The organism is Bifidobacterium sp. ESL0769 (assembly GCF_029395495.1).
Taxonomy (GTDB): domain Bacteria; phylum Actinomycetota; class Actinomycetes; order Actinomycetales; family Bifidobacteriaceae; genus Bifidobacterium.
On the sequence record NZ_CP113918.1, the window covers coordinates 748,677 to 772,468 of the forward strand.

At 60.7% G+C, this 23,792-nt stretch carries 33 protein-coding genes, 1 tRNA gene and 1 pseudogene; 30 read left to right on the top strand and 5 right to left on the bottom strand.

Annotated features, from left to right (window positions below; all coding sequences use genetic code 11):
• Nucleotides 1–5: 5 nt before the first annotated feature.
• The gene (locus tag OZX72_RS02910; protein WP_277158920.1) at nt 6–1,526 is read right to left on the bottom strand and encodes an FGGY family carbohydrate kinase; all 1,521 of its coding nucleotides are present in this window, start codon (nt 1,524–1,526) and stop codon (nt 6–8) included.
• A 189-nt stretch (nt 1,527–1,715) separates the two neighbouring features.
• On the opposite strand from OZX72_RS02910, the gene OZX72_RS02915 reads away from it, so the two are divergent.
• The 5 genes from OZX72_RS02915 (at nt 1,716) to OZX72_RS02935 (ending at nt 4,942) form a co-directional block, all read left to right on the top strand.
• The gene (locus tag OZX72_RS02915) at nt 1,716–2,942 is read left to right on the top strand and encodes an ROK family protein (protein ID WP_277159344.1); all 1,227 of its coding nucleotides are present in this window, start codon (nt 1,716–1,718) and stop codon (nt 2,940–2,942) included.
• Nucleotides 2,943–3,172: 230 nt separating this feature from the next.
• Complete coding sequence (locus tag OZX72_RS02920) at nt 3,173–3,934, top strand: ECF transporter S component (RefSeq protein ID WP_277158921.1); 762 nt, start codon at nt 3,173–3,175, stop codon at nt 3,932–3,934.
• 71 nt (nt 3,935–4,005) lie between these two features.
• Nucleotides 4,006–4,079, top strand: a tRNA-Ile gene (locus tag OZX72_RS02925).
• A gap of 357 nt (nt 4,080–4,436) precedes the next feature.
• Nucleotides 4,437–4,679 carry a helix-turn-helix transcriptional regulator gene (locus OZX72_RS02930; protein ID WP_277158922.1) on the top strand — a complete coding sequence of 81 codons (243 nt, stop codon included), beginning with the start codon at nt 4,437–4,439 and terminating at the stop codon, nt 4,677–4,679.
• Entirely contained in the window at nt 4,676–4,942 is a 267-nt protein-coding gene (locus tag OZX72_RS02935) for a hypothetical protein (protein WP_277158923.1), read from the top strand. Before OZX72_RS02930 ends, OZX72_RS02935 begins: the two co-directional genes overlap by 4 nt.
• On the opposite strand, the gene OZX72_RS02940 is transcribed toward OZX72_RS02935, so the two are convergent.
• Nucleotides 4,935–5,510: a hypothetical protein gene (locus tag OZX72_RS02940; protein ID WP_277158924.1), complete on the bottom strand. Its 576-nt coding sequence runs from the start codon at nt 5,508–5,510 to the stop codon at nt 4,935–4,937. The two genes, OZX72_RS02935 and OZX72_RS02940, sit on opposite strands and share 8 nt — an antisense overlap.
• A 223-nt stretch (nt 5,511–5,733) precedes the next feature.
• Here OZX72_RS02940 and OZX72_RS02945 point away from each other — a divergent pair, with 223 nt between their 5' ends.
• The 21 genes and pseudogenes from OZX72_RS02945 (at nt 5,734) to OZX72_RS03045 (ending at nt 19,723) form a co-directional block, all read left to right on the top strand.
• On the top strand, nt 5,734–5,931 hold the full coding sequence (locus OZX72_RS02945) for a hypothetical protein (RefSeq protein WP_277158925.1): 198 nt from the start codon (nt 5,734–5,736) through the stop codon (nt 5,929–5,931).
• Entirely contained in the window at nt 5,928–6,113 is a 186-nt protein-coding gene (locus tag OZX72_RS02950) for a hypothetical protein (protein ID WP_277158926.1), read from the top strand. Before OZX72_RS02945 ends, OZX72_RS02950 begins: the two co-directional genes overlap by 4 nt.
• Before the next feature lie 372 nt (nt 6,114–6,485).
• Nucleotides 6,486–6,758 (top strand): hypothetical protein, encoded by a 273-nt coding sequence (locus OZX72_RS02955; protein ID WP_277158927.1) that lies wholly within the window; start codon nt 6,486–6,488, stop codon nt 6,756–6,758.
• Entirely contained in the window at nt 6,758–7,108 is a 351-nt protein-coding gene (locus OZX72_RS02960; protein ID WP_277158928.1) for a hypothetical protein, read from the top strand. The genes OZX72_RS02955 and OZX72_RS02960 overlap by 1 nt, the downstream gene beginning before the upstream one ends.
• Nucleotides 7,109–7,120: 12 nt before the next feature.
• Nucleotides 7,121–7,342: a hypothetical protein gene (locus OZX72_RS02965; protein WP_277158929.1), complete on the top strand. Its 222-nt coding sequence runs from the start codon at nt 7,121–7,123 to the stop codon at nt 7,340–7,342.
• Nucleotides 7,339–7,506 carry a helix-turn-helix domain-containing protein gene (locus OZX72_RS02970; protein WP_277158930.1) on the top strand — a complete coding sequence of 56 codons (168 nt, stop codon included), beginning with the start codon at nt 7,339–7,341 and terminating at the stop codon, nt 7,504–7,506. The genes OZX72_RS02965 and OZX72_RS02970 overlap by 4 nt, the downstream gene beginning before the upstream one ends.
• 25 nt (nt 7,507–7,531) lie before the next feature.
• Nucleotides 7,532–7,648 (top strand): annotated as a pseudogene (locus OZX72_RS02975) (HNH endonuclease); the annotation flags it as partial.
• Between the two features lie 282 nt (nt 7,649–7,930).
• Nucleotides 7,931–8,248, top strand: a complete 318-nt coding sequence (locus OZX72_RS02980) for a hypothetical protein (RefSeq protein WP_277159437.1) — start codon at nt 7,931–7,933, stop codon at nt 8,246–8,248.
• Between the two features lie 164 nt (nt 8,249–8,412).
• Nucleotides 8,413–8,712, top strand: coding sequence for a hypothetical protein (locus OZX72_RS02985; RefSeq protein ID WP_277158931.1), 300 nt, complete (start codon nt 8,413–8,415; stop codon nt 8,710–8,712).
• Entirely contained in the window at nt 8,709–10,172 is a 1,464-nt protein-coding gene (locus tag OZX72_RS02990) for a hypothetical protein (RefSeq protein ID WP_277158932.1), read from the top strand. Before OZX72_RS02985 ends, OZX72_RS02990 begins: the two co-directional genes overlap by 4 nt.
• 87 nt (nt 10,173–10,259) lie before the next feature.
• A complete protein-coding gene (locus OZX72_RS02995) occupies nt 10,260–11,432 on the top strand; it encodes a phage portal protein (protein ID WP_277158933.1) in 1,173 nt (390 codons plus the stop codon).
• Nucleotides 11,419–13,092, top strand: a complete 1,674-nt coding sequence (locus OZX72_RS03000; RefSeq protein ID WP_277158934.1) for an HK97 family phage prohead protease — start codon at nt 11,419–11,421, stop codon at nt 13,090–13,092. Before OZX72_RS02995 ends, OZX72_RS03000 begins: the two co-directional genes overlap by 14 nt.
• Nucleotides 13,089–13,436, top strand: coding sequence for a hypothetical protein (locus OZX72_RS03005; RefSeq protein ID WP_277158935.1), 348 nt, complete (start codon nt 13,089–13,091; stop codon nt 13,434–13,436). Before OZX72_RS03000 ends, OZX72_RS03005 begins: the two co-directional genes overlap by 4 nt.
• On the top strand, nt 13,433–13,783 hold the full coding sequence (locus OZX72_RS03010; RefSeq protein WP_277158936.1) for a hypothetical protein: 351 nt from the start codon (nt 13,433–13,435) through the stop codon (nt 13,781–13,783). Before OZX72_RS03005 ends, OZX72_RS03010 begins: the two co-directional genes overlap by 4 nt.
• Before the next feature lie 16 nt (nt 13,784–13,799).
• Nucleotides 13,800–14,246: a hypothetical protein gene (locus tag OZX72_RS03015; protein WP_277158937.1), complete on the top strand. Its 447-nt coding sequence runs from the start codon at nt 13,800–13,802 to the stop codon at nt 14,244–14,246.
• Complete coding sequence (locus OZX72_RS03020) at nt 14,224–14,607, top strand: HK97 gp10 family phage protein (RefSeq protein WP_277158938.1); 384 nt, start codon at nt 14,224–14,226, stop codon at nt 14,605–14,607. Before OZX72_RS03015 ends, OZX72_RS03020 begins: the two co-directional genes overlap by 23 nt.
• Before the next feature lie 3 nt (nt 14,608–14,610).
• Nucleotides 14,611–14,964 (top strand): hypothetical protein, encoded by a 354-nt coding sequence (locus OZX72_RS03025; RefSeq protein ID WP_277158939.1) that lies wholly within the window; start codon nt 14,611–14,613, stop codon nt 14,962–14,964.
• Between the two features lie 126 nt (nt 14,965–15,090).
• Nucleotides 15,091–17,160: a tape measure protein gene (locus OZX72_RS03030; RefSeq protein WP_277158940.1), complete on the top strand. Its 2,070-nt coding sequence runs from the start codon at nt 15,091–15,093 to the stop codon at nt 17,158–17,160.
• 44 nt (nt 17,161–17,204) lie between these two features.
• Nucleotides 17,205–18,659: a hypothetical protein gene (locus OZX72_RS03035; RefSeq protein WP_277158941.1), complete on the top strand. Its 1,455-nt coding sequence runs from the start codon at nt 17,205–17,207 to the stop codon at nt 18,657–18,659.
• A 15-nt stretch (nt 18,660–18,674) separates the two neighbouring features.
• Entirely contained in the window at nt 18,675–19,451 is a 777-nt protein-coding gene (locus OZX72_RS03040) for a hypothetical protein (protein ID WP_277158942.1), read from the top strand.
• Nucleotides 19,448–19,723 (top strand): hypothetical protein, encoded by a 276-nt coding sequence (locus OZX72_RS03045; RefSeq protein WP_277158943.1) that lies wholly within the window; start codon nt 19,448–19,450, stop codon nt 19,721–19,723. Before OZX72_RS03040 ends, OZX72_RS03045 begins: the two co-directional genes overlap by 4 nt.
• On the opposite strand, the gene OZX72_RS03050 is transcribed toward OZX72_RS03045, so the two are convergent.
• Complete coding sequence (locus OZX72_RS03050; protein WP_277158944.1) at nt 19,720–20,181, bottom strand: hypothetical protein; 462 nt, start codon at nt 20,179–20,181, stop codon at nt 19,720–19,722. The two genes, OZX72_RS03045 and OZX72_RS03050, sit on opposite strands and share 4 nt — an antisense overlap.
• A 27-nt stretch (nt 20,182–20,208) precedes the next feature.
• On the opposite strand from OZX72_RS03050, the gene OZX72_RS03055 reads away from it, so the two are divergent.
• Nucleotides 20,209–20,526 (top strand): hypothetical protein, encoded by a 318-nt coding sequence (locus OZX72_RS03055; RefSeq protein ID WP_277158945.1) that lies wholly within the window; start codon nt 20,209–20,211, stop codon nt 20,524–20,526.
• Nucleotide 20,527: 1 nt separating this feature from the next.
• Nucleotides 20,528–20,791, top strand: a complete 264-nt coding sequence (locus OZX72_RS03060) for a hypothetical protein (protein ID WP_277158946.1) — start codon at nt 20,528–20,530, stop codon at nt 20,789–20,791.
• Here the strand turns inward: OZX72_RS03060 and OZX72_RS03065 are convergent.
• Together OZX72_RS03065 and OZX72_RS03070 are read right to left on the bottom strand one after the other, a co-directional pair.
• Nucleotides 20,788–21,615 (bottom strand): tyrosine-type recombinase/integrase, encoded by an 828-nt coding sequence (locus OZX72_RS03065; protein WP_277158947.1) that lies wholly within the window; start codon nt 21,613–21,615, stop codon nt 20,788–20,790. The two genes, OZX72_RS03060 and OZX72_RS03065, sit on opposite strands and share 4 nt — an antisense overlap.
• A 159-nt stretch (nt 21,616–21,774) precedes the next feature.
• On the bottom strand, nt 21,775–22,014 hold the full coding sequence (locus tag OZX72_RS03070) for a hypothetical protein (RefSeq protein WP_277158948.1): 240 nt from the start codon (nt 22,012–22,014) through the stop codon (nt 21,775–21,777).
• 310 nt (nt 22,015–22,324) lie between these two features.
• On the opposite strand from OZX72_RS03070, the gene rpmE reads away from it, so the two are divergent.
• Complete coding sequence (gene rpmE / locus OZX72_RS03075; protein ID WP_277144110.1) at nt 22,325–22,537, top strand: 50S ribosomal protein L31; 213 nt, start codon at nt 22,325–22,327, stop codon at nt 22,535–22,537.
• A 127-nt stretch (nt 22,538–22,664) separates the two neighbouring features.
• Entirely contained in the window at nt 22,665–23,753 is a 1,089-nt protein-coding gene (gene prfA / locus OZX72_RS03080; protein ID WP_277158949.1) for a peptide chain release factor 1, read from the top strand.
• Nucleotides 23,754–23,792: the final 39 nt, after the last annotated feature.

Sequence of the window (23,792 nt, forward strand, 5' to 3'; positions counted from 1 at the left end):
TCTGACTATCCGCGGGCCTTTACATAGGCCTCATAGACTTCGGGGGTCGGCTCGGCGGTTTCGGTGCCGTCGATGTTGAGGTTCCATTGCGGGGGTTCAGGCTCTTTGCTTAATACCCATGCGGCCTGACGGGCTGCGCCGATGGCGACGTATTCATCGGTGGCCGGACGGGTGACGGGCATGCCGAAAATCGCGGGAGCCAGGGTGCGTACGGCTTCGGACTTCGCGCCGCCGCCGATCAGAAGGATACGGTTGACGCTGCCGCCTAGGCTCTTGATGATTTCCAAGCAATCGCGTTGCGAGCAGAGCAGGCTTTCGATGAACGCGCGGGCGAAGTTCTGTTTGGTGGTGTTGGCCAATGTCATGCTGCTGAGCACCGCATTGGCGTCCGGCCGGTTTGGTGTGCGCTCGCCGTCGAAATAGGGGACCAAAGTCAGGCCACCTGCTCCGGGTTCGGCGGCAAGGGCAAGCCGGCCGAGTTCGTCGTAATCCACGCCGAGAGCAGCACAACCGGCATCCATGATGCGCGAGCCGTTGATAGTGCAGGCCAGCGGCAGATAGTGCCCGGTGCAGTCGGCAAAGCCCGAAACGGCGCCACTCAGGTCTTGTACCGGATTTTCCGCAATGGCTGCGGCTACGCCGGAAGTGCCTAGCGAAACGCTGACGTCGCCCACCGACATGCCCAAGCCAAGAGATGCCATAGCATTGTCGCCGCCGCCGGGCCCGATGATGCAGCCGCCGTCGATAGCCGAGCCTGCGACGGCGGGGGAGGCCTTGACCGGTGCGGATTCGCGCGGCCCCAGTACCTTGGGAAGAATGATGTCGTGCCGCCCAAGAACCATGTCGATCAGGTCGTAACGATAGATGTTGTTGGCGGAATCGAAATAACTGGTGCCCGAGGCGTCGGAACGGTCGGTGAACAAAGCGTCCAGATGCGCGTCCTCGCCCTCCTCAACCGGACCGAAGCCGGCGATGCGCCAGCTCAGCCAATCGTGCGGCAGACAGACCGCCGCGATTCTCGCGGCATTCTCGGGCTCGTTTTCGGCCACCCAAGCGATTTTCGTTAATGTATATGAAGCCACGGGAGAGGAACCCACAGCCTTCACCCAGCGCTGTCTACCGCGCGCCATGACGTCTTCCGGTTCGTCCTCAGAAATGCGCTCCGGCGTACCAAGCCGTTTGATAAGGTCTTCTGCCTGCGGAGCCGAGCGCGTGTCGTTCCAAAGCAGAGCGTCGCGAATCACTCTTCCGCGCTTGTCGAGCAGCACCATACCATGCTGCTGTCCGCCGACGGCCAACGCCGAAACGTCATCAAGACCACCGGCCTGCTTGGCAGCCTGGCAGAACGCCTGCCACCAGTATTCGGGATCGACGCTGGTGCCGTCGGGGTGCTTCGCCTGGCCGAATCGTACAAGCTTGCCTGTCTCGGCATTGGTCACGCGTACCTTGGTTGATTGTGTCGAAGTGTCGATTCCCGCTACCAACGTCGTGTGAGCGGAAGCACCGTCTGATTGTTCCTCCGTCATTATTCCTGCCTTTCGAAATACGCCGGACACTGCTACGTGCCTAGACTGCCTCGTCTGAAATCAGTCTACTTGCAATCCATTATCTATATTAGTTAAATCAATAGATTATTTCAATGGTACCATGTGTTTTGTCGTTGAGCCCGGTATTTGCACCGGCTGATACAGTGAACGTATCTTTGAAAAGGGGCGATTATGGCGCTGAGAAGTATCAATCAGGACGATTTGCGCAATCACAATCTATCGGTGGTCCTCACCACATTGCTCCAATCAGCCAAACCCATGAGCCGCGCCAAGCTCGCGAAGGCCACGGGATTGACGAAAGCCACGATGTCGCTTCTGGTGCCCATGCTCGTCTCCTCAAACGCAATGGAGGAAGGAAAGCCGGTTTCCGGAGGCACGACCTACGGCAGACCAAGTACGCCACTGAATATATCTGGGAATCGCTTTTGCTCGATAGGGTTGCAAATCAATACCGATGGGTACGGCTACATCATACTGGCGCTTGACGGAACCGTCGTTTCCGAGCGTTGGGTGAGTCAATCCATGGAATCGAGCGACCCTGATGAGGTGTTCGCGCAGCTTGACGAACTGGTCAGCGTTGGCGAACGAGTATCCAACGAAAAATGCTTACGCGTCGTCGGCACGGTTCTGGCGCTTCCTGGGCTTGTCACCGACGATATGGTGCTGTTGTCGGCCAAAAACCTTGGCTGGAAAAAGCTGGAACTTTCGCGGTTCAATGTGGTTAAAAGGCTCGATGCGCTCGCCGACAATGAGGCGAATCTGGCTGCTTTGGCCCAGATACCAGGCTATGCCACCCCTCGTAACGGCAAAAGCGTGATTCGTCCGACCGACTCGTTCATTTATATCTCCACGGATATTGGCATCGGCGGTGCCGTGGTGCGCCACGGGCAGGTCGACCGCGGCGACTCCGGATTCGCCGGTGAGCTCGGCCATGTCTCAGTGGCGTTGGACGGACCGCAGTGCACCTGCGGGCGTTGCGGATGCCTGGAAATGTACGCCGGGCGCAAGGCGCTGGTGGAGGCTTCCGGCGTCGCCGACCCCGGGGTTTCCACGCGGATGGAAGCGGTGGATGAACTGCTCGCCAAGTACAAGGGGCACGACGACCGTACCATGGCTGCGGTGGACCGGGCGGTAAGGGCGTTGACGTCCGTACTTGCCTCGGCGATCAATATCCTTGATATCGATACCGTCGTTTTGGGCGGGCTTTGGGACCGGTTCGGCAAGTCGCTGACCCGCAGGCTCAGCCATGAGCTCGAGCTGCAGATATTGAGTTATCCGGAAGTTCAACCGCGGGTGCTGTTGCCTGACGTCAATACCCGACCGGCGCTTCTTGGTGCCGCGGAAGTAGGGTTGCGCAGGTTCATAGACAATCCGCTGGCGTTTATCAATTCCTGATAATATTGTCGTTCGTTCCATCGTATTTATGGCTCATGCGTTCGTATGCCCGGAAGCTTGATTTTCCAAGGATTTCGTAACGGCACCAACGATTTGGCGTAGGCCATAACCAGCGTCGATAGCGTAAAGGTGTGCCAAGAAAGCCGGTGCTGATAGAGTGGCGGTTGGCGTCTCCGCCCGAACTGTGCAGGTCAAGGGGCGCTGTAATCAAAACGCTGTGCACAGTTTGAATGCAAGGAACTACCGTGGCCGAACCTGCCCAGAAACCTGAACGAACATCAACCGACCAGTCTTCATCGGTTGCCCAAGAAGCCGATTCCAAAGGCCAGAGTGGGGTAACGGGGCAAAACCGCCGTTCGGGTTCGTCTTTGAAAACGCCGGTCGTCAAAGTCGCCAGAGTTTCTCGTCTGCGCTGGCGCGCCGCGGATATCGCCATCGGTGCGGCGCTCGGCGTGGCCTGCGGCGTCGTCTTCTGGGGATTCAATTTCGCCTACGCGTGGATCGCCCCGTTGCTTCGTGCCGTTCTTCCCGGCGTCACCAGCCTGTTTCATGCGTTCTGGTACTTCTCCGGGCCCCTGGCATTGCTGATCATCCGCAAACCGGGTGCCGCGATTTACGTCAATATCATCGGCAGTCTGACGGAGACGCTGTTCGGCAACCAATATTCGTTCACCTTCGTCTTCCTTTCCGCGGCTTTGCAAGGATTGTTCGCCGAAGTGCCGTTTGCTATTTTCCGTTACCGCAAGTTCAATCTCGGCCTGAGCATTGCCTCGGGGGCGCTGACCGCAGTGGAATATGGCTTTTACGTTCTGTTTACGCGACTGCAGGGTGTTGCGCTGGTCAGCCCGCGTGGCCTGACCCACATGACCTGCGAAATCATCGGCGGCATACTCATCGCCGGCGTGATGAGCTGGTTCCTTTACCTTGCCATCGCCAAAACCGGTGCGCTGGATCGTTTCGCTTCCGGTCGTGCGGTGAAAAGCAGGAAATAAAACCTGCCGTTTCCGTGTGGTGTCGCTGGTCAGAGCGTTTGATAAAGTAGAGAAGTTGGTTTTGCCAACGTGGGGCTTTAGCTCAGTCGGTTAGAGCAGCGGACTCATAATCCGTCGGTCCAGGGTTCAAGCCCCTGAGGCCCCACTCAACGCCAGCGGCAAGAAATCCGTTCGGCTCAAGGAATCTGGCCGGTTGAATTCCAAGGAATTCGCCGGCTTTTTCCATATCTGGAATTGTCCAAGCGGTGCGACCCTTCATTTTTTGAGAAATAACCCCACCGGTTACACCCATACTTCTAGCTAAAGCAGCTTGGCTCTCATCCTTCAAAGCAAGAGCGATTTTCATATTTACGCTAATAATTTGGCCAAGACTCATTTTGGTCGTTGGTTTCTCGATAGTTTGTGTAGCCATGCTTAATATTGTAGCATCACTAAACACTTTTCTTTGAGAAAAACACACCCATAAGTTGCACTCATCACAAATCGCGCTATTATCTTTAGCATGGCTAAAGAACATAGATGTAATTACAAGGATGTATCAGTTAGGCTAGAGGGTCTGCTTCAGGAAACAAAGCTATCTCGAACTAGTCTTGCTCACCTTCTTGGCGTTACACCTTCTTTAATCAGCCAGAAAATGAAAGGCCGAACGAACTTCACACTGGACGATATCGAAAAAATAGCCGATTTGTTCCATGTAAGTACGGATTATCTTCTCGGCCGTGAACCAATGGAGGTGGCGCAATGAAATCGTCGAGTATCAAACGGCTTCTGAAAGCCTACGAGAGTCGTAGACCGATGATGAAACCCGAATCGGTGCCGTTCGCCCGCTGCCATCTCAGCCACCTGCGCTGGCTTCCTGACAGCTATTTTCTCGAGTTCTTCCCGAAGCATGGTGCCGGTCATATGGCGACGCTGCGTCTTGATGGCCGCAGTGCCCGGCGTCTTCGTGATGATCTGGACGCCGAACTCAAGGGGCGTTTCGCAGGGCCGGTGAACGATGTCAGTTGACCAACACGTCCATGGTTTTATCGCCTCCGTCCCACAGCACCTCAAAGGTCATGTGGTAATCGGCCGGATTGTCATCGCCTTCCCAATGACCGTCGAAGAACGGGGTTCCTTCGCGAAGCTTGGGCAGTTTGCCATCGAAAAAATCACTGTCGTCAAGATTCTCGGAATAGTTCATAAGAACCGTAGGTATATTGCTGCGATCTATCGGCCATTTCTTGTTATATTCTTCTGCGGTCGCCAGCACAATCACATTATGTGCAGTCTTGCTACCGATGTTAACCAGTACAAACCGTTTACCCGGCTCATCGATGCTGATTTTCCAATCTGCTTTAGGCTCCGGCTTCTCTTCTTTGACTTGAAGCGGCGGCTGTTGTTCTTGCGGTATCGCGCTACTAGTGGGATTGGGGTCAACGGTTTGCGGAAGTTCGGAATCTCGGGCATCATGATGTTTCCTCAGCACGCCTTCACCAAAAAGGAGCGCCAGGAAAGCAATCACCGCTGTAGCGGCACCAGGAGCCCAGCTCGAGTTTTCGCTCCACCATTGGATGACTTTATTCCAAATTTCCATGTTCTTGCCTTCCTTCGTTGGCTGCTGGGTTTTCTGGCGATTACCAGTCTACCGCGCGGGAAGGCGCTTACTTCGGGAGGCCGGCGATGAGGACGGTTTGCAAAATAGTGGTGTGCATGTGCCTGTTGCCGGTGGCGGTTATCGCGCTGGTGATGGGGTTCTGGCGGTTGCTGGGCATCACGCTGTTATGCGGTGCGATGTTTTTGGCGGATAGGGGTGAGTGATGGCGGTTTTCGATAACGGCAGCGGTGATTTTCAGGTCAAGAGAACAAGGGGGCTCGAGACGCCGGGCAACCCGTTCTGGTTCCGCATCGACATGCGCGCCGGCGGCGAGAACGTATCGGTCGACGGTCTGACGAAGGGCGATCTGCAGGTCATCCGCAGGGCCGTCAACCAGGCATTGAGGGAGGCTAGGCCATGAGCGCGAAAACCCAGGTGATCTATTCGTCGGCGTGTGCTCCGTATTTCGATGTGCGTGTGGACTCGGGCGACCTGCAGACGAGGCTTCTGCTGGGCCCGGACGACGCGAGGCGGTTCCAGCGGCAGTTGCGCGACGCACTGGCCATGTTCGACCGGCACGAGGCTGCCCGGCATCCTCATTAGTTTCAGGATTGTTTCATATCTGAATGTCTGTGAGGGGCGTAGGCCATACCCCGAGACGGCTTAGCCGGGATTGAGCACCCGGAATGGCGGGCGCGTGGCAGTCGCGCCATTCGAGGGACGAAATTCTGCTCCAGACCGACGGACGGTGCCGATTAAGGCGGAATCTGGCGGCTTTGCCACTTGTGGTGGGCCGTCCGTTGGGACCATTCCCGGCGCGTGAGCGCTCTTGTGTATCGACGGCCCGGCTCCATACCGAAAAGCCAATGCAAGACCTGATTTCAGACCGCCGGCCGCGTGCTGGCCGGCCTGAATAGGTCTTGACCCTCTAACCCCTCACCACCCGAAAGGGACAGAAAAACGAAAGGAACCGCGATGGGGTATTACGAACTCAGCTACCGGGAACGCTTGAAGCAGCAGGCGAGGCAACTGTTCGCCTGGCTGGAACGCTGCGGGCGCGACGATGTCACCAAGACCGACCTCACCCGTCATTCGGGACTGCTCGACCGCGAGCTGCAGACCCTCATAGCCGAAAAGCACATGCCCAGGCACGACTTCCGCAGGCACCACGAACAGGTCTGGCGCGTGAAGCCGCTGATGAAGGTGCTGGCCAGGTACGTGGACCGGTGGGATTGGCTGGTGGACTGATGAAGAAAGTGAAACCGACCGTGATGGAGGCCTTGAGCCCGTGGGGCGACCCGTGGGACAAGGCGCAGACGCTGCAGTACCTCGCCAACGAGCTCGACAAGGTCGCCGGCAGGGTCGGCAGCACCGAGCTGACCTCGTTCCAGGCGAACCCGACGTTGGGACTGTCGAACGTGTGGGAGCTGCGCGACCTGAAACGCTACGGGCTCGACGTCTACTGCACCGGTGCCGACTGGTGTGTAGACACCCGTAAGTTCCGCGAATGGTGCAACAGGAAAATCGAAGTATTGAAGAAAACGCCGAGACCGAAAACTCTGCAGCAGGCCGACCAGGTCGCCAGGACGCTCTTCTAAGGAGGCAAGGGAATGAAACGACGGGTGATCATCGAACTCGAGGACACCGACACGACGGGCGCGCTGACCACGAGCGTGCCGCTGGCGTACGTGACCCGCGACCAGTGGGACAACTGGCACGCCAGGCTCGGCCACGCAATTGACGACCGAACCGATCGCAGGAACGCGCTGAACTATGCGTGCGAGGCCGTGCTGCACGAGATGAGTGACGTGAAATTCGAGGAGGACGAATGAGGCTGCTGAAACCGAAAGAGGTCGCCAAGCTGCTGAACGTATCGGAGCGCCTGCTGAGCTATTGGCGTCAGAACGACGACGGCCCCGAGTTCATCCAGTATGGGCCGCGCACGGTTCGTTACAAGCCGAGGAGCGTGGAGGCGTGGCTCAATGAGCACTCGTAAGCATCGCCAGCGCGTACCGCCCGAGATGGCGGCCGTGGTCATATCCCAGCATGGCAACGACTGCTGGCTCGGGTTCCATTGTTGCATTACAGCAAGCAACACAACCGACCACATCACGCCGGACAACGCCGGCGGGCTGACGGTGCCGGCGAACCTGCGCAGGGCGTGCAGGCCATGCAACTCGCTTCGCGGCGACAGGACGCTGAGCGGCTGGGGCGCGACGATCCACGCGGTCATCGGCCCGCCGCAGGGCGGCAAGAGCAGTTGGGTCAGGGCGCACGCCAAGCCGGGCGACATCGTGCTCGACATGGACGATATGGCCACGGCCATGCTCGCCGGCACGCACCGGGACACCGAGCACGTCCAGGACAAAGATGTGCGGAAGATGGCCAGCTCGGCGTGGTACGGCGCGTACCGGCACGCGGTGAGGATTGCCGAGCCGGTCGATGTGTGGCTGGTCAAGACCGTGCCGGCCACGCCTCGCTCGCCGCAACTGCTCAACGAGTGGATACAGCTCAACTACGACATCAAGGTGTGCGACCCCGGCAAGAGCGTGGTGGAGCGCAGGCAGAGCGAGCGGCCAAGACCCTACGCGGAGGCTGGCATCAGGCAGTGGTACAGGCTCGGACTCGACCAGCAAGGCATAGACGAGAAGCTCAGGGCCAGGCGGACGCAACTCGCCGACCTCGGACTCATCGCTGCTGTTTCGCCGCCGGAACGTTCGGCTCGGCCGGAATGGTGAACCGTTTTTTAAGAAAGGCGAGGCCTCCGATGCCCCGCGCCCACCATTTTCGGTTCCCCACTTCAAAATAAAAAAAGCCCGAAAACAGGGACGCAACCCCTATTTTCGGACGAAAACAAGTCTCAATCAGGAAATATACACCATTTTACGATTGGGGCCAAATCATGGCGACACTACAGGGGCTCGAGGACGCCGGCAGGATAACCGGACGCCTCGAAAAAGCCACCCAGGAGTTCATCGACGAGTTCAAGGACGGCCGGGACGAAAGCCCGATGGCCGATTTCATCTATGCCTCGATGCTCACGCTCGCGCAGAACGTGGACGTCCAGAACATGAAGGGCCGGGAGATCTCCAGGAACATGACTTCGCTGCTCGGCTACATCGAACAGCTCAAGGAGCTCTACGGGGACAGCGACGACGGCGACGACGAGCTGGCCTCGCTGGTGGAGGACTCAAAGGCATGAAAAAACCGACACCGGAGCTGAGGCCGAGATACGCGACGCCGCGCAACCCCGGCCGGGAGACCGACGGGCCGATCGTCGCCCGCTACGCGAAGCTTCTGGGCATGCCGCTCATCCCCTGGCAACGGCAGGTCATCGACGTCATCAGCGAGATAGACCCGGAGACCGGCACCTACTTCTATGACACGCTCGTGCTGACGGTGCAACGCCAGGCGGGCAAGACGACCATCACCAAGACCTACGACCTGCGCAACAGCCAGTGGGGGCCGCGCCGCCGGATATGGTACTTGGCGCAGACGGGCAAGGACGCCGGCGACGCGTTCCGCGAGCTGACCGAGGATTTCAAGAAGTCCAGGCTGAAAAAGCTGGCCTACGAGCCGAGGATGAGCAACGGCAGCATGATGCTCAAGTTCCACAACGGTAGCATCATCCGCCCCGGCCCTTCGACAAACACCGCAGGCCATGGAGTGCAGGGCGACCTCATCAACGTCGACGAGTGCTGGAGCCTCAGCGCCCTGGACGCCAAGACCCTGAAAGACGGGTTCCTGCCGACCACCGCGACCAGGTTCAAACGCACCGGCGTGCGGCCGCAGATATGGTACACCTCGACCGAGGGCGACCAGCACAGCGAGTTCCTCAACGACCTGCTCGACAACCTGCGCGGACACGACGGCATCCCGGGACACATCGACCGGCGCACCGCGTTCTTCGATTTCGGCATCCCGGCCGGCAGCGACCCCGAGGACCTCGACAACATCTGGGAGCATCACCCCGGCGCGGGCTGGCTGTTCGATTTCGACCAGCTCCAGGACTTCCGCGACCAGTACAACGACGACACGGCCGGCTGGGCGCGAGCGTTCGGCAACGTGCGCGACACCGGCGTTCCCGACCGCGCCATCAGCGCCGAACTCTGGGAGAATACCGCGACCAAGCCACTCGACCCTTCGGGGTTCAAGGGCCGCGTGTGCTTCGGCGTCGCGGTGGACATGGGAGCGACGAGAACCGCCATCGCGGCCGCGTTCGAGACCGGCGGCGGACCGGTGGTGCAGATCGTCGAGGTTCTGCCCGGCACGGGACGCGCGCCGGAACGGCTGGAGGAGCTGCAGGCGAAGTATTCCGCTCCGATCATCATCGACCATCGTGGTCCGAGCTCGGCTTTGCATGATGTGCTGGCCAACAAGACCGGGAAGTGGAACCGGCCGCTCTTCGACCTGCTCGAGACGAAGTCGGGCGATTTCATCACCGCGCCCCAGGCGTTCGTGAGCGCCTTGGAGCAGGGCGCCGTGGCGCACGCCTCCGACCCCGACCTCGACCGAGAGGTGGAGTCGGCCACGAAACGGCTTTCCGGCGACGCGTGGCTGTGGAACCGCAAGGACGGCGGAGCCCCGACGGTGGAGGCCGCGACCATCGCCTATTGGGGGCTCAAACACATGCCCCGGCCCATCCCGCCCCAGGTGTTCTGACTTCCGTTATTGCCGTTATTTCCGTTAATGCCGCTATTGCCGATAATTTTTGGGGTTCACGCCTTCAGAATGGCAGTCTGTGGAGCCATGAGCTTCAAGACACGGATAGCGGGCACGCTGGGACTTCTCCAGCGCGCGGACGTGGAAAAGGACGAGGCGAAAACCGATGCCTCGGACGAGTCCCCGCTGTCGACACCTCCGACCCGTGAACGGGCCATGCGTGACCCGCTTTCGATGAGCACCGTGTTCCGCGCGGTGCAGATCCTCGAAACGTCCGTGGCCGACCTGCCCGTGGTGCAGCTTCGTGGCGGGTTCGAGATAGACCAGGCGGCCATCATATCCAAACCCGACGTGTTCAAATCACGGCGCGAGTTCATCAAGGAGACCGTCGCGAGCCTGGCATTGAACGGCAACGCATTCTGGCTGAAATCGACCGGCGTCGACGGCGACGTGGTCAACCTCACCGTACTGCCCCCGGCCTTGGTAAGCGTACTTTCAACGGACGGCGACCCCGCCAACCCGATTCACTATTACGCCTACATGGGTCACGAATACACCAGCGACGACATGCTTCACCTGAAATTCGTGAGCATCCCCGGTCTTCCTCGCGGTCGCGGCCCCATCGAAGCATCAAGAGAAGAGCTACGCGGAGCGCAGGAGGCCAGGGACGCGAAGGCGAAATGGTTCGAGCAAGGCGACCATCCCACCGGCATCCTGACCAGCGACCAGCCCATCGACTCCGACGAGGAAGCCGACCTGTACAAGAAGCGGTTCGAGAAGAACCCCGAGGGCGTGAAGGTGCTCGGCAAGGGGCTGAGCTACGAGCAGCTCATGCTCAACCCGGCCGACATGCAGTATCTGGAGACGCAGCAGTTCGACACCACCCAGATCGCCAGGCTGTTCGGCGTGCCCCAGTCGCTCATGATGAACAAGGTCGAGGGCTCCAGCCTCACCTACCGCAACACCGAGGAGGAATGGATAAGCTTCAGCGACTTCACCCTGGCAGCCTACGTGCAGCCCATCGAGGACGCGTTCAGCGAGCTCGTGCCCAGGAACAACGAAATCGACTTCCGTTGGGACAACATGCGCCGCAGCGACACCAAGACCCGCTATGAGATCTACCAGCTCGCCATCGGCATCGGGCTGATGACCGTCAACGAGGCCCGCGCCGACGCAGGCCGTCCGCCATTGAGCGACGAGGAACTCGCGAAGATAACCCCGCAACCACAACCAAAGGAGAGCAGCGATGCAGAAGCGTGAAATCGGATTGAAAGGCGTCCGCCTGCGCAAGGCGGAGGAAGGCGACGGGCGCACCGTCGAAGGGCTCGCCGTCCCGTTCAACCGCACCATCGACACATGGGACTCGGGCCCCGAGACGTTCGACCCCGACTGCGTGTTCGACGGGCTCGACGAGGCGAAGCTCTGCTACCAGCACGGCGAGCTGATCGGCACCATCACCAACGCCGAAAGCCGGGACGACGGCCTGCACATCCAGGCGCGCATCGCCGACACCGAGACCGGCCGCGACGTGGTCGCGCTGCTCGACGAGGGCGCGCTCGACAGCCTCTCGGTCGGCTTCGTCCCCGAGGAATCGGAAAAGGACCGCGACGGCATCACCCACCGCAAGAAGGTCCGCCTCATGGAGACCAGCCTCGTGAGCTGGCCGGCCTACCAGGACGCGAAACTCACCGACCACCGATCGGAAGAACAATCCAAAGAAGAAAACCCACAACCAACCAAGGAAAGAGAGCAGGAAATGCCCACTAACGAGCAATTCGAAAAAATTCTCGGCCGTCTCGACGCGCAGGACGAGACGCTGCGCAAGCTGCAGGCCATGCCGTCCAAGAGCAAGCCGGCCGTGTTCGGCAGCGAATTCAGAAGCTCCGGCGAGTTCCTGAAGGCGCTGGCCACCGGAGACGAACGCGCCGCCGACCTCTACGGCCGCATGCAGAAACGCGACTGGAACGGCGCCACCATCGGCGTCGGTACGGGCGACGACGGCAATCCCATCAACGACGACACCGACAGCCAGGCCGTATGGGTCGCCGGCCTTGTGCGTATCCTCACCATCAAGCGCCGCATCACCAACCTCATCGACCACAAGGCCCTGCCGTCCGAGGGCATGAAGTTGGACTACAACGTGCTCACCAGCGACACCACAAAGACCGGCGAACAGACCAAGGAAGGCGAGAAGCTGCCCTACGGCAAAATCACCCTGGGCGACAAGAGCGCCAAGGTGCTCACCTACGGCGGCTACACCTCCATTTCCCGCCAAACCATCGAACGCAGCACAACCGACTACCTGAGCTTTCTCATGACCGCGCTGGTCAACAGCTATGCGAAGAACAGCGAGCAGGGGTCGCGCGATGCGCTTTACGGTGCCATCAAGGATGTCGATGCCGGCGATATGCTCACCATCAACAAGGGCTTGGCCGGCGTGAAGCCGAATGACTGGATTGGCATGTTCGTGGATGCCAGCGAGGAGTTCGACGAGCGCAACGCCAGCCTTGAATATCTCGGCGTCAGCTCCGACGTGTTCAAAGCCATCGCGTGCCTTACCGACAACGGCGACCGGTTCATGAACGTCTCGGGATCGGGCGTCAACCAGCTCGGCACCATCGACATCAAGGGCATCACCGGCGACCTGCTTCATCTCCCCGTCCAGCTCATGCCCAACGCCACGCCTGGCACCGCATGCTTCCTCGACCACACCGCCGTGACCATGTGGGAGTCGCCCAACGCGCCGTTCCGGCTTCAGCAGGACAACATTCTCAACCTCACCCGAGACTATTCGGTCTACGGCTACGCCGCGCACGGCACCACCTTCCCTGACGGGCTGCTGCCCATCAAGTTCGCCGACTCCGGCAGCACGCAGTCCCACAGTTCCGAACCTGCTGAAGAAAGCGAAGAGCAGGCATGAACGATGAGGAGACCAAGAACGAGAAGCCGCTCGTCGATGAGCTCGCCAGCCAGGCGAACGAGCATGACGCCGGCGACCGGCCGGCTTTGCTGAAACGCATCCGCCAGGCCGTCGAATACCTCAAACCCGTCACCAAGGGCTACGACGTGCCGCCGGCGGTCATGGACGATTGCATCGTCAGCGTGGCGCTCGACCTCTGGCAATCCAAGGACGCACGCAACGGGCTCGTCGGCCTCGACAACGACGCCGGCATCGAGCCGTTCCACGTCAGCTCCGACCCCCTGCGCACCGCAAGGCCGAAACTGCGAGCCGTGGGGGTGCCGGCCGGAATGGGGATCGCATGAGCATCACCGAACAGCTCGCCAAACTCGAAAAAATGCTCGACACCGAGCATGTCGACCTGGTCACCCACAAGGCCAACGAAGTCAAGCCGGGCAAAACCTCCGTGTACATCGAACCGCCCGAAATCACCTCGAACAACTGGGACTCGTTCGATATCCCGTGGGTCGCGTGCATCATATCCGCGACCCCTACCACCCAGGACAAGGCTTTCGACGACATCATGGCCGTGCTCGATGAATGGTTTGCGGCCAACATCAACATCAACCAGGCCAAGCCGATCACTTTCGACCTCAAATCAGCCGGCACGCTCGGCGGCTACGAGGTCACCTTCGGCGGCCTCGACCTTTAGGAAAGGAAACAACAAAATGGCGAAAATCAGAACGCTGGGCCCCGGCCAGCTCATCATCGGCGAGCAGGCAGACGCGCATAAGTTCGACGCGGACTGCACGAAGGCGACGCTCACCCCGAAGACCGACGTGGATGATACGCAGACGTTCCTCGACGGGCACGACGAGGCGGGCGAGCAGAACACGACCTGGACGCTGGAAACCACCATCAAGGAGGATTTCAGCGCGGACGGCCTGCAGGCGTGGTGCTTCGACAACGCCGGCAAGACCAAGCATTTCAAGTTCATCCCAAATAACGCCGGCGAGCTTGCCTTCGAGGGCGACGTGCTGATCGCCCCGGTCGCGGTCGGCGGTGACGTGAAGAAGAAGAACGACCAGGACGTGAGCTTCACCGCCACCAACGTCAAGCGTCTCCAGCACAGCCCGGAAACCCCGCAGCCCGATGGCCAAACGGTCACTGATTGAGATCAAGGGCGCGAGCCAGCTGGCCCGCACCCTGCGCAAGGCCGGCGCCGACGCGAAGGACCTCAAGGACGTCAACCGCAAGGCCGCCGACGTGGTGGTGCCGGTGGCCAAAGGCGGGGTGCCAGTCAGAAGCCACCGGCTCGAGAATTCGATACGCTCCGGTGCCACGCAGAAGGCCGGCGTCATCCGCGCCGGCCGCAAATCGGTGCCCTACGCCGGCCCCATCCACTGGGGCTGGCCCGGCCACCACATCAAACCACACACGTTCCTGACCGACGCCGCGAAATCCACGGAGCCGGAATGGACCGAGCTCTATGAGCAGGAAATCAAGAAAATCATCGAACAAGTACAAGGAGAATGAACCATGTTCCGCATCACCTACACCGACGGCCACACCGACGACTGCGAGCCGACCCTTTTCGACTCCATACAGGCCGAGAAATACTGCATGGCCAACGGCTACCAGGACTCGCCCATCGCGAGCGGCGCCTACGCGACCTACGCGACCCTGCGCCGCAACGGCAAGACCGAGGCGGGCCAGACCTTCGAGACGTGGGCGCAGCACGTCGAAAGCATCAACGTCAACGCCGAAGCTGACACGCCGGCAAGCCCGGCATCGACGGCCACACCTGACCCGGGTCCTCAGCCTATGAGCCCGGAGCCGGTTGCGGTCCCTTTGCAATCTGGCCTGCCGGCAGCGTATCCGAACGCAGTGTGATATTGGCCGCCCGGTTCGGCGGCACCCCGTGGGCGTGGAGGCGTGAAACCGAGCCGGACGAACGGGACTGGGGCACGGCGATAAGCCTGCTCCAGGAGGAACAGGAAATGATGGAGGAGGCGAAGCATGGCTAAGAGCGCGATACTCGCAGTGAGGATCATCGGCGACTCGTCGGGAGCCTCCAAGGCCATGAGCGGTGCCGGCAGCTCCGCCAGCGCCCTGGCGGCGAAGTTCGGCGCGGTCAGCGGCATCGTCTCCGGGGCCGTACAGGGCATGACCTCGCACGCCATCGACTACGTCAAGAACCTCTCGGGTGAGATGGTGGCGACATCGGACTCCGCGCAAAGCTTTGCGAACACGTTGAGCTTCGCCGGCGTCGACGACTCGAAAATCAAGAGCCTGACCAAAAGCACCCAGAAATACGCTGACCAAACGGTTTTCAGCCTTTCTGACATCCGCAACACCACCGCCCAGCTCGCCTCGAACGGCGTGCAGGGCTACGCGGAACTGGCCGAGGCGGCCGGCAACCTCACCGCCGTGGCCGGCGGCGGGGCCGACGCGTACCGCAGCGTGGGCCTCGTGCTCACCCAGACGGCCGCCGCCGGCAAGCTGACAACCGAAAACTGGAACCAGCTCAGCGACGCGATACCGGGCGCGTCCGGCCGCCTGCAGGAGGCCATGAAGGCCAACGGCGCCTACACCGGCAACTTCCGTGATGCGATGGCCAAAGGCGAAATCAGCGCCGACGAGTTCAACCAGGCACTCATGCAGTTGGGCATGTCGGACGCGGCGAAGAAGGCCGCGAACGACACCAGCCAGATGAGCAACGCCAGCGGGAACCTCGAGGCCAGCGTGGTCAAGCTCGGCGCCGGGTTCCTCGACCTGGTCAAGCCCGAGGTGACCGGTTTCATGGCCGGGCTGGCCGATTGGGTATCGAACCTCGCCGACGGCCTGCCGGGGCTTTCCGGCAAGGTGCAGGGGCTTGCGGGCGACCTCGAAGGCAGACTCGGCTCAGCGGTCGATTGGGTCAAGACGCAGGGTGGCCAGGCTTTCCAAGCACTCAAGGACTCCGCGGGCCCCGTGCTCGATGGCCTCAAATCAAGCGTCAAAGGTGTCAGCGACGTCGTGAGACCGTTCACTTCGGCGTTCGGGCTGGCCGGAGCGGCCATCTCCGGCAGCATGCCGAACCTCGACCCATGGAACAAGCTGCGCGATGCGCTCACCACGGCCGGCCACGCCATGGGCGAACTCGGCCAGTTCGCCAGCCAGCACGCCGGCGTGCTGCAGACCGTAGCGGTCATGGCCGGCGCAGCGGCCGCGGCCTATGTGGTATGGAACGGCGCGATAAGCGTACACAACACCGTCACCGGCCTCGCCACCGGAGTGCAGGCCGCGTTCAACGCGGTGATGGACGCCAACCCGATCATGCTGGTGGTCATGGCCATCGCCGCCATCACCGCCGGCCTCGTGTACTTCTTCACCCAGACGCAGACCGGCCAACAGCAGTGGGCCGCGTTTACTGGTTTCCTCGGTTCGACCATCACCAACGTGAAGGCGTGGTTCGGGCAGGCGGGCGACTGGGTCACCGGCAAGTGGCAGGGCGTGCAGGCGTTCTTCTCCGGCCTTCCCGGCGCGATTGGCGGGTTCTTCGCGGGAATCGGCTCGTGGCTCAGCTCACCGTTCGTCGCCGCCGGCAACGCGGCCACGGCCAAGTGGGACAGTGTCAAGGCGTGGTTCGCGGGCATACCCGGTGCCATCGGCGGGTTCTTCAGCAACGCCGGCTCGCTGTTGTGGAACGCGGGCAGCAGCATCATCTCCGGCCTGTGGGACGGCTTGAAATCCAAGTGGGAGGATGTGAAGAACTGGGTCGGCGGGCTCGGCGACTGGATCAAGGAGCACAAGGGCCCACCCGCGTACGACGCGAAGCTTTTGACCGGCAACGGCGAGCTGATCATGGGCAGCCTCTACGACGGCCTCGACCGGGGCTGGACGCGCAAGGTTCGCCCCTACCTCGGCAACGTCACCCGCGAGATACCGAAGTTCGGGGCGTCGAGCCTGGGCAATTCCGGCGTCGCCATTGGTGCCGGCCGGCCGACGGTCATCACCATCAACGTCAACGGCCCCGTGCTCGACGGCTACGAACTGGGCAAGCGGTGCCGCAAGGCCCTCGACGCCTTCGAGGGGGCCAAGCGATGAGACAGCCACTCCTATATATAGACCGTGGAAACGGCTGGGAGAACATGACCGGCCACGAGGGCTCTCACGTCAGCCTCGATGGGTTCACCATCGACTGGGGCACCAGCGACGTGGCCAAACAGCCAGACCCCAACGTCCTCAAGTTCAAGATCGTCGACCGCGACGGCAAGCTCGCCGGCAACTCGACGCGGCTGGCGGGCGCGAAGGTGCTCGTCCAGCTTTCCCGCATGCCCCTGTGGCGCGACCTGAACATCATTCGTCGTTGGGCCGAGGAGCCGGATGAAACAACCTGGGCCAGTCTGCACTTGGAAAGCGTGCCGGACGTATACGCCGCACCCGACCCCACGGCCCTGAGCATATTCGAGGGCAACGTATCGACCGGCTGCTCGATAACCCAGAACGACAACGGCACCTATACGCTCGACCTGACCGCCACCGCCACGCTCGTGCGCATGACGCGCACCACACGGCAGGGCCCCGTTTCAAGCGACCCGAAACAGGCCGGTCAGCATTGGGTGGGCAGCCTACAGCAGCGTGTGGACGAAGTACAGCGCCGGCTCGGCGAACTCGGTTCGCCGCAGCTTTCCGAGCAGGCCGCCGGCTGGCTCAAGTCGCTCGGGGTCGGCTTGGCCAGCTATGACCTGTCGAGTTTCCCCGATTTGTCGACGGTGCTCTACGCCATGGCCTCGTGGTCGCCGGAGCTGCCGGTCTACTACGAGCGGCACGGGCATGGCGGCACCACGCTCGACATCCTGCACGCGGGGGCCGCAGCCGGCATCACCCTGCACTCCGACGGGTCGCTCACCGTCTCTGACGGCTGGCGCGAGGACAAGGTCATCGTGGGCGAGAAGGTGAGGATAGACGCGGCCACGCTGCGCCTGCCTGACCCCGTCAGCCAGATCGCGATCAAGGGCAAGAAGGCCACGTGGGAGAAGACCGACGGCAAGATCGGTTTCGGCGATGCCGAGGCGGATGTCACCGGCGGCCTGCCCGGCAATCTGACCGAGACGATCAAGAGCGCCACGTTCGAGACCGACGCGATTCTCGCGGACGAATCCGAGGGCAATTGGGTCGGCAACGCGTACCGGCCGAGCGAGGCGGAGCGCGGGCAGTGGGCGGCGTGGCTGCAGGCGGCCACCATGCGCCTTCGGCCGGAGAAGCTCACCGCGTCGACCGAGAAGATCGACATCGACGGGCACGAGCAGACCTTCCAACCTTCGGCCACATTGTGGGCGTTCGTTCGCAACCGCTACACCACGCTGCTGAGCGAGGACGGCACGCCAGCCACGTCGGGCGCGTGGCTCGGCATCGGCGGCACCCTCACCTTCAAATGGCGGCACGGCAGGCCCGTGTTCACCAACGAACTCGAACTCCAGCCTTTGCCCATGCTTCCCAGCACGCTGGCCACGTGGGCCGCGCTCCAGCCGATCACCCTCAAATGGGCCGACCTGTCCTTCACGTGGGGCGAGTTCGGCCAGATAACAAATTTCAAAGAATAACCAAGGAGGAACATCATGTCGGATTTCGACCCGAACGCGATGCCGAGCACGCCACGGCACCACATCAAATACCCAGGGAACAACGACCTGGTCAAGTACGCGGCCTTGCAGTTCGCGGCGATGGCCATGAGCATCGACGACAACATCGACCGGCTGCCGGCCGAGGTCACCGACCTCGTCAACCGGCAGTCCAAGGCCGCCACCGAGGCGGCCGCGCAGGCGGCCGACGCGTACAGCAAGATCGTGTCGACCAGCGGCTTCATGCCGGTGGTGCGCACCACGCTCGCCGAGCTCAACAAGGTCACGGGCGTCGACGGGCGCACAGGCATCGTCACCAGGCCCGCCGACGAGTCGTTCATCTACCACTGGGTCAACGGGGCATGGTGGCCCTCGCCCATCACCGGATTCGGCACCAAAAACGGCGCCTTCCAGAAATGGATCGCGGCGATGCTCGAGGACATGATGCCCGCCAGCAAGTGGCTGACGCCCACCCCCTACGCGTTCGCCGCGCCCTGGCTCAACACCCTGCACGCGACAAAAATAGGCTGCATCGCCATCGCCTCCGGGCAAGCAAACGTCAAAGCCACGTTCGCCGGCCTGACGAACGCCTCGGGGTCGGAGAAACTGCCCGAAGGCCTCGTCCCCGCCACGGCCGGGACGATCCTGTTCTCGGGCAACAACTCCCAGACCTTCAGCCTCCGGCTCTCCATGGACGGGTCGATGAGCATGTCGGGGTCCGGCAACACCAATTATTTCTTCAACTACACCGGCGCATGGGTGTGCAGGTCATGAGCGAGAACGTCATCATCGCCATCGTCGGCGCGGGCGGCGTCGTGTTCGGCGGGGTCATCACCTCGATCGCGAACATGCTCTCCAACCGGCGCGAGACCGATGTGAAAAGCAGCCAGCTGCTCCTCGAGGCCCAGCAGCAGCTCATGGCCACCATGGCCTACAACGACCAGCTCTGGACCTACAACCGCGAGCTCGTCCGTCACATCTCCGATGGCAAGGGCCCGCCACCCCCCGAACCGCCCGAAGGGCTCTTCGACCACGACTTCAACTAACCGCAAATAGAAAGGAAAACCATATGCCAGACCTCAACCTGTTCATCCAGCGCATGGTCTACTGGTGCCGCGACGCCGACCTCGGCTACAGCCAGAACGACCGCCAGGACTTCCGGGACGGCGGCAACGCCGACTGCTCGAGCCTGATCATCCACTGCCTCAAGGAGGCCGGCTTCGACACGGGAGGCGCCTACTACACCGGCAACCTCTCCGCCGAGCTCACCGTGCGAGGCTGGGCCAGGCTGCCCGTCGACGGCAACCCGCAGGCCGGCGACATCCTGCTCAACGACGCCGACCACGTCGCGGTCTGCGTCGGCGGCGGCATGCTCGCCCAGGCCTCCATATCCGAGACCGGCGGCGTCGACGGGGCCGGTGGCGACCAGACCGGCCAGGAGACCAACATCAGCCCCGTCTACGACTTCCCCTGGAATTGCTACCTGCGGTACCAGGGCCAACAAACAACCAACACACAAGGAGAAACAGACATGCCAGTGAAAACAGACCCCATCGACTGGGACGGACAGAACGTCAGCGTGGAATACGCGCTCCAAGACCTCAAGCACAAGGCCGAGGCCATCAATAACAAGTTCGGCGGCTTCGACACCGTCAACGCGGCGGTATGGTTCGGCGTCGGCAACGGCAAGATCGAAGACACCCCGCTCTACGCGCTCCGCGCCGTCCTCGGCGTCGTCCAGCAGATCGCCGACAAGAACGGCCTCGGCGTCGACGAGGTGCAGCAGGCAGTCACCCAAGGCGTCAAGACCGCCATCGAAAGCATCAAGACCACCGTGGAGGTGAAATAACATGCCCGACGAAAACACCCAGCCGCAGCCGGCACCGCCGTCCTACCAGCCCGAGCACGCCGAGCCGCCGGCGACATGGAAACCAAAAATCAGCGACAAGGTGCGCACCATAGGCTACTTCATCGGCCTCGGGCTCACCTGCATCGCCGCCGTCATCGCCCTCAAGGACGACCCCGCCAACGCCCTCCTCACCGTCGGCGGGCTCATCACCGGCGGCCTCGGCGTCGTCTACAACCCCATCAGCCTCAACAAAAAACAAGGCTAGGCTTCTAGCCTCACTTTGCCGACCATGCCTCTTAAGGCATCGGTCGGCAAGGCCACATAACGCTGCGTCGTTGCAACGCTTGCATGGCCAAGTGCCTGAGAGACTAGCAGGATGTCATGAGTTCGCTGGTAGCTCATCGTGGCAAACCTATGCCGTAGTGTGTGGCCGCTCCAATGGTCGGGAAGAAGTTTCGTGAGTCGTGAACCGACGTATGATTCTTCGACATGGCCTCCGAACCGTCCGGGAAACACATAACCGTTGTGGTCCAGGATTAGATCGGCGAAATCGTCTTCGAGTGGTATCACCCGCTGCTTGCCGCCCTTGCCGTGCACTATGAGGCTTTTACCGGTCAGATCGTCAATCACGTCGTCGGAACTCAACCGTGCTATCTCGCCTCGTCGTAATCCGTATTCTGCGGCTGCACGCAGCATGATGGCCTCGTTGTCATCTGCTTTGCGCATGGCTTCGGCGATATACCGATCCGGGCACGGCCTCGCTTTGCCTTGAGGCGAATGCACTGCAGGAAGGTTGAGAGCCGGGTCGTCGGGCCTGTATCCCATGTGTTTGAGCCAGGCGAAGAATCCTCGTATTCCTGCCCTGAAACTTTTTCGGGTCTCGGGTTTCCAGCTTTGTGCGCCCATCCAGTTGAGTAGGTCGGCTTCGTTCGCTTCGAGTGGATTGAATGCTATGCAGATTCTTACGAGTTGATGGCGTCGTGTCGTAATGCTCTGTTCGCGTCTGCCAGCTGCGCGAAGCGTGCCGAGATATTCTTCAATGAATTTCTGTGCCTGTTCAGGTGCTTTCTTCTCGTTTTTGTATCGCATAGACAATATTTCATCACAAGTCTGTTTAATCGACGAGGTCGTATTTTATAATCTGACCGGAAGGGCAGGGGCTTGAACCGTGGACCGACGGAAAACCCGTCGGTCCACGGTTCAAGCCCCTGAGGCCCCACTCATCGCCGATTTGACAGTGCTCGCTCCTTAGAAACTCGGCTCGGTCTTGACTTTGATTCCGCCTTTTATCTCCATGAACTGCCAGTAGCTCCAATCCTTGGGATTGATGTAGATGGTATAGGTCTTTTTGCCAAAGACGATTTCTATGGGGAATATATCGGACGGATTGGCCATAATGTCGGCTTCGATTTCCAAGGCACGTTCGTGACTGGGAAGATACACCGTGTGGGTTTTGCCGTGCGTTTCAAAATACAGCATATCGGTCATTGCTGGCTCCTTTGCTTAGTCGTCGATAGCATCAAAGTATCAAAAGATTTCGACGGCCATTTGGTTGAACTTATGTCGTGCTGAAAAGGTAAGGCTAATCAGCCGAAAGATGAAGTCGGGATGATTCTGCATCGCGACCTGTTGTATTGCTTGAGCGTGCAGTTGATTCAAGCTGCCCTTGAGATACCGGTCATTTCGGCGGATTGAGAGGGGTCCGGTCAACGCTCGCTGATAGAATATCGAAGTTCCGGTTCACGTCTGGCCATTGGGGTTAGGCGACCCGGGTCACCTGAATTCCTTAGGAGACATTATGAAGCAGGGTATTCATCCCGATTATCACCCAGTGCAGGTCACCTGCTCTTGCGGCAATACTTTCGTCACGCGCAGCACCGCCAAGGGCGATCACATGACGGTTGATGTGTGCGCGAACTGCCATCCGTTCTACACAGGCAAGCAGAAGATTCTCGATACCGGCGGCCGTGTCGCCCGCTTCGAGAAGCGCTACGGCAAGAAGACCAAGTAGCATTTTTCATTCGCCAGCCACGCTGGTTCGGGTCTACGGACCCGAATCCGGGCTGGCGTTTTTCATATCTAATTTCTGTATTTTTGTATCGTTGATAATTTCAAATATTTTATAAAAGGACTTTTGCATGGCAGACGAGCAATTCCCGGCAGCGCAAAGCGCATTGGAGGAGTATCAGGACATCGAGCGGCAGATGAGCCAGCCCGAGGTCGCCTCCGACCCGAAGGCGATTCGCAAGCTGGGACGTCGTCATGCCCAACTCGGCAGCATCGTCGAGGCCTATCGCGACTGGCAGCATGCCAGGGAAGACGCGGAAGCGGCCAAGGAAATGGCTGGTGAGGATGCCGATTTTGCCGAGGAAGCCAAACGGCTTGAGGCGCTGGTGGCGCCTGCCGAAGAGAAGCTACGCAGCGCACTGATTCCACGCGATCCTGACGACGTGCGTGACACAATCATGGAAATCAAAGCCGGTACCGGCGGGGAAGAGGCGGCGCTTTTTGCCGGCGATTTGCTGCGTATGTACACGCGCTACGCCGAGAAACGTGGCTGGACCACCACCATCCAAAGCGAGAACAGCACCGAGCTCGGCGGTGTCAAAGACGTGCAGGTCGCCATCCGTGCCAAAGGTAACCCGGCACCCGAAGACGGGGTGTGGGCCAGCCTCAAATACGAGGGCGGCGTGCACCGCGTGCAGCGCATTCCCGTCACCGAATCGCAAGGACGCATCCAGACCTCTGCGGCCGGCGTCATCGTCTTCCCGGAAGCTGACGAGGACGACGACGAAATCGAAATTGACCCCAAAGACCTCAAGATTGATATCTTCATGAGCTCGGGTCCTGGCGGACAGTCGGTCAACACCACATATTCCGCGGTGCGAATGACTCATATCCCGACCGGCATCGTGGTGAGCATGCAGGATGAGAAGTCGCAGATTCAGAACCGTGCGGCGGCGCTGCGGGTTTTGAAATCGCGACTGCTGGCGATGAAACACGAAAAGGAAGCCGAAGAAGCGGCCGATATGCGCCATTCGCAGGTACGTTCGCTCGATCGTTCCGAACGTATCCGCACGTATAATTTCCCCGAAAACCGCATTGTCGACCACCGCACCAATTACAAAGCCTACAACCTCGACCAGGTGCTCGACGGCGACATCCAGGCCGTCATCGACAGCGACATACAGGCCGACGAGGCCGCGCGTCTCGCCAAAACGGACTGAGCTGGCTGGAAACTAAACTGACCGAACAAGGGGAGTAGT

Bases quoted from the DNA above. Each gene is read 5' to 3' on its own strand.
- OZX72_RS03055 (WP_277158945.1), top strand. From the start codon at position 20,209: ATGCCAGTGAAAACAGACCCCATCGACTGGGACGGACAGAACGTCAGC.
- OZX72_RS02940 (WP_277158924.1), bottom strand. From the start codon at position 5,510: ATGGAAATTTGGAATAAAGTCATCCAATGGTGGAGCGAAAACTCGAGC.
- OZX72_RS02920 (WP_277158921.1), top strand. From the start codon at position 3,173: ATGCAAGGAACTACCGTGGCCGAACCTGCCCAGAAACCTGAACGAACA.
- OZX72_RS02965 (WP_277158929.1), top strand. From the start codon at position 7,121: ATGAAACGACGGGTGATCATCGAACTCGAGGACACCGACACGACGGGC.
- OZX72_RS02955 (WP_277158927.1), top strand. From the start codon at position 6,486: ATGGGGTATTACGAACTCAGCTACCGGGAACGCTTGAAGCAGCAGGCG.
- OZX72_RS02960 (WP_277158928.1), top strand. From the start codon at position 6,758: ATGAAGAAAGTGAAACCGACCGTGATGGAGGCCTTGAGCCCGTGGGGC.
- OZX72_RS03070 (WP_277158948.1), bottom strand. From the start codon at position 22,014: ATGACCGATATGCTGTATTTTGAAACGCACGGCAAAACCCACACGGTG.
- OZX72_RS03025 (WP_277158939.1), top strand. From the start codon at position 14,611: ATGTTCCGCATCACCTACACCGACGGCCACACCGACGACTGCGAGCCG.
- rpmE (WP_277144110.1), top strand. From the start codon at position 22,325: ATGAAGCAGGGTATTCATCCCGATTATCACCCAGTGCAGGTCACCTGC.
- OZX72_RS02945 (WP_277158925.1), top strand. From the start codon at position 5,734: ATGGCGGTTTTCGATAACGGCAGCGGTGATTTTCAGGTCAAGAGAACA.
- OZX72_RS03060 (WP_277158946.1), top strand. From the start codon at position 20,528: ATGCCCGACGAAAACACCCAGCCGCAGCCGGCACCGCCGTCCTACCAG.
- OZX72_RS03010 (WP_277158936.1), top strand. From the start codon at position 13,433: ATGAGCATCACCGAACAGCTCGCCAAACTCGAAAAAATGCTCGACACC.
- OZX72_RS02935 (WP_277158923.1), top strand. From the start codon at position 4,676: ATGAAATCGTCGAGTATCAAACGGCTTCTGAAAGCCTACGAGAGTCGT.
- OZX72_RS02930 (WP_277158922.1), top strand. From the start codon at position 4,437: ATGGCTAAAGAACATAGATGTAATTACAAGGATGTATCAGTTAGGCTA.
- OZX72_RS02970 (WP_277158930.1), top strand. From the start codon at position 7,339: ATGAGGCTGCTGAAACCGAAAGAGGTCGCCAAGCTGCTGAACGTATCG.
- OZX72_RS03020 (WP_277158938.1), top strand. From the start codon at position 14,224: ATGGCCAAACGGTCACTGATTGAGATCAAGGGCGCGAGCCAGCTGGCC.
- OZX72_RS03005 (WP_277158935.1), top strand. From the start codon at position 13,089: ATGAACGATGAGGAGACCAAGAACGAGAAGCCGCTCGTCGATGAGCTC.
- OZX72_RS03045 (WP_277158943.1), top strand. From the start codon at position 19,448: ATGAGCGAGAACGTCATCATCGCCATCGTCGGCGCGGGCGGCGTCGTG.
- prfA (WP_277158949.1), top strand. From the start codon at position 22,665: ATGGCAGACGAGCAATTCCCGGCAGCGCAAAGCGCATTGGAGGAGTAT.
- OZX72_RS02995 (WP_277158933.1), top strand. From the start codon at position 10,260: ATGAGCTTCAAGACACGGATAGCGGGCACGCTGGGACTTCTCCAGCGC.
- OZX72_RS03030 (WP_277158940.1), top strand. From the start codon at position 15,091: ATGGCTAAGAGCGCGATACTCGCAGTGAGGATCATCGGCGACTCGTCG.
- OZX72_RS02990 (WP_277158932.1), top strand. From the start codon at position 8,709: ATGAAAAAACCGACACCGGAGCTGAGGCCGAGATACGCGACGCCGCGC.
- OZX72_RS02950 (WP_277158926.1), top strand. From the start codon at position 5,928: ATGAGCGCGAAAACCCAGGTGATCTATTCGTCGGCGTGTGCTCCGTAT.
- OZX72_RS03040 (WP_277158942.1), top strand. From the start codon at position 18,675: ATGTCGGATTTCGACCCGAACGCGATGCCGAGCACGCCACGGCACCAC.
- OZX72_RS03000 (WP_277158934.1), top strand. From the start codon at position 11,419: ATGCAGAAGCGTGAAATCGGATTGAAAGGCGTCCGCCTGCGCAAGGCG.
- OZX72_RS02910 (WP_277158920.1), bottom strand. From the start codon at position 1,526: ATGACGGAGGAACAATCAGACGGTGCTTCCGCTCACACGACGTTGGTA.
- OZX72_RS02985 (WP_277158931.1), top strand. From the start codon at position 8,413: ATGGCGACACTACAGGGGCTCGAGGACGCCGGCAGGATAACCGGACGC.
- OZX72_RS03065 (WP_277158947.1), bottom strand. From the start codon at position 21,615: ATGCGATACAAAAACGAGAAGAAAGCACCTGAACAGGCACAGAAATTC.
- OZX72_RS03035 (WP_277158941.1), top strand. From the start codon at position 17,205: ATGACCGGCCACGAGGGCTCTCACGTCAGCCTCGATGGGTTCACCATC.
- OZX72_RS03015 (WP_277158937.1), top strand. From the start codon at position 13,800: ATGGCGAAAATCAGAACGCTGGGCCCCGGCCAGCTCATCATCGGCGAG.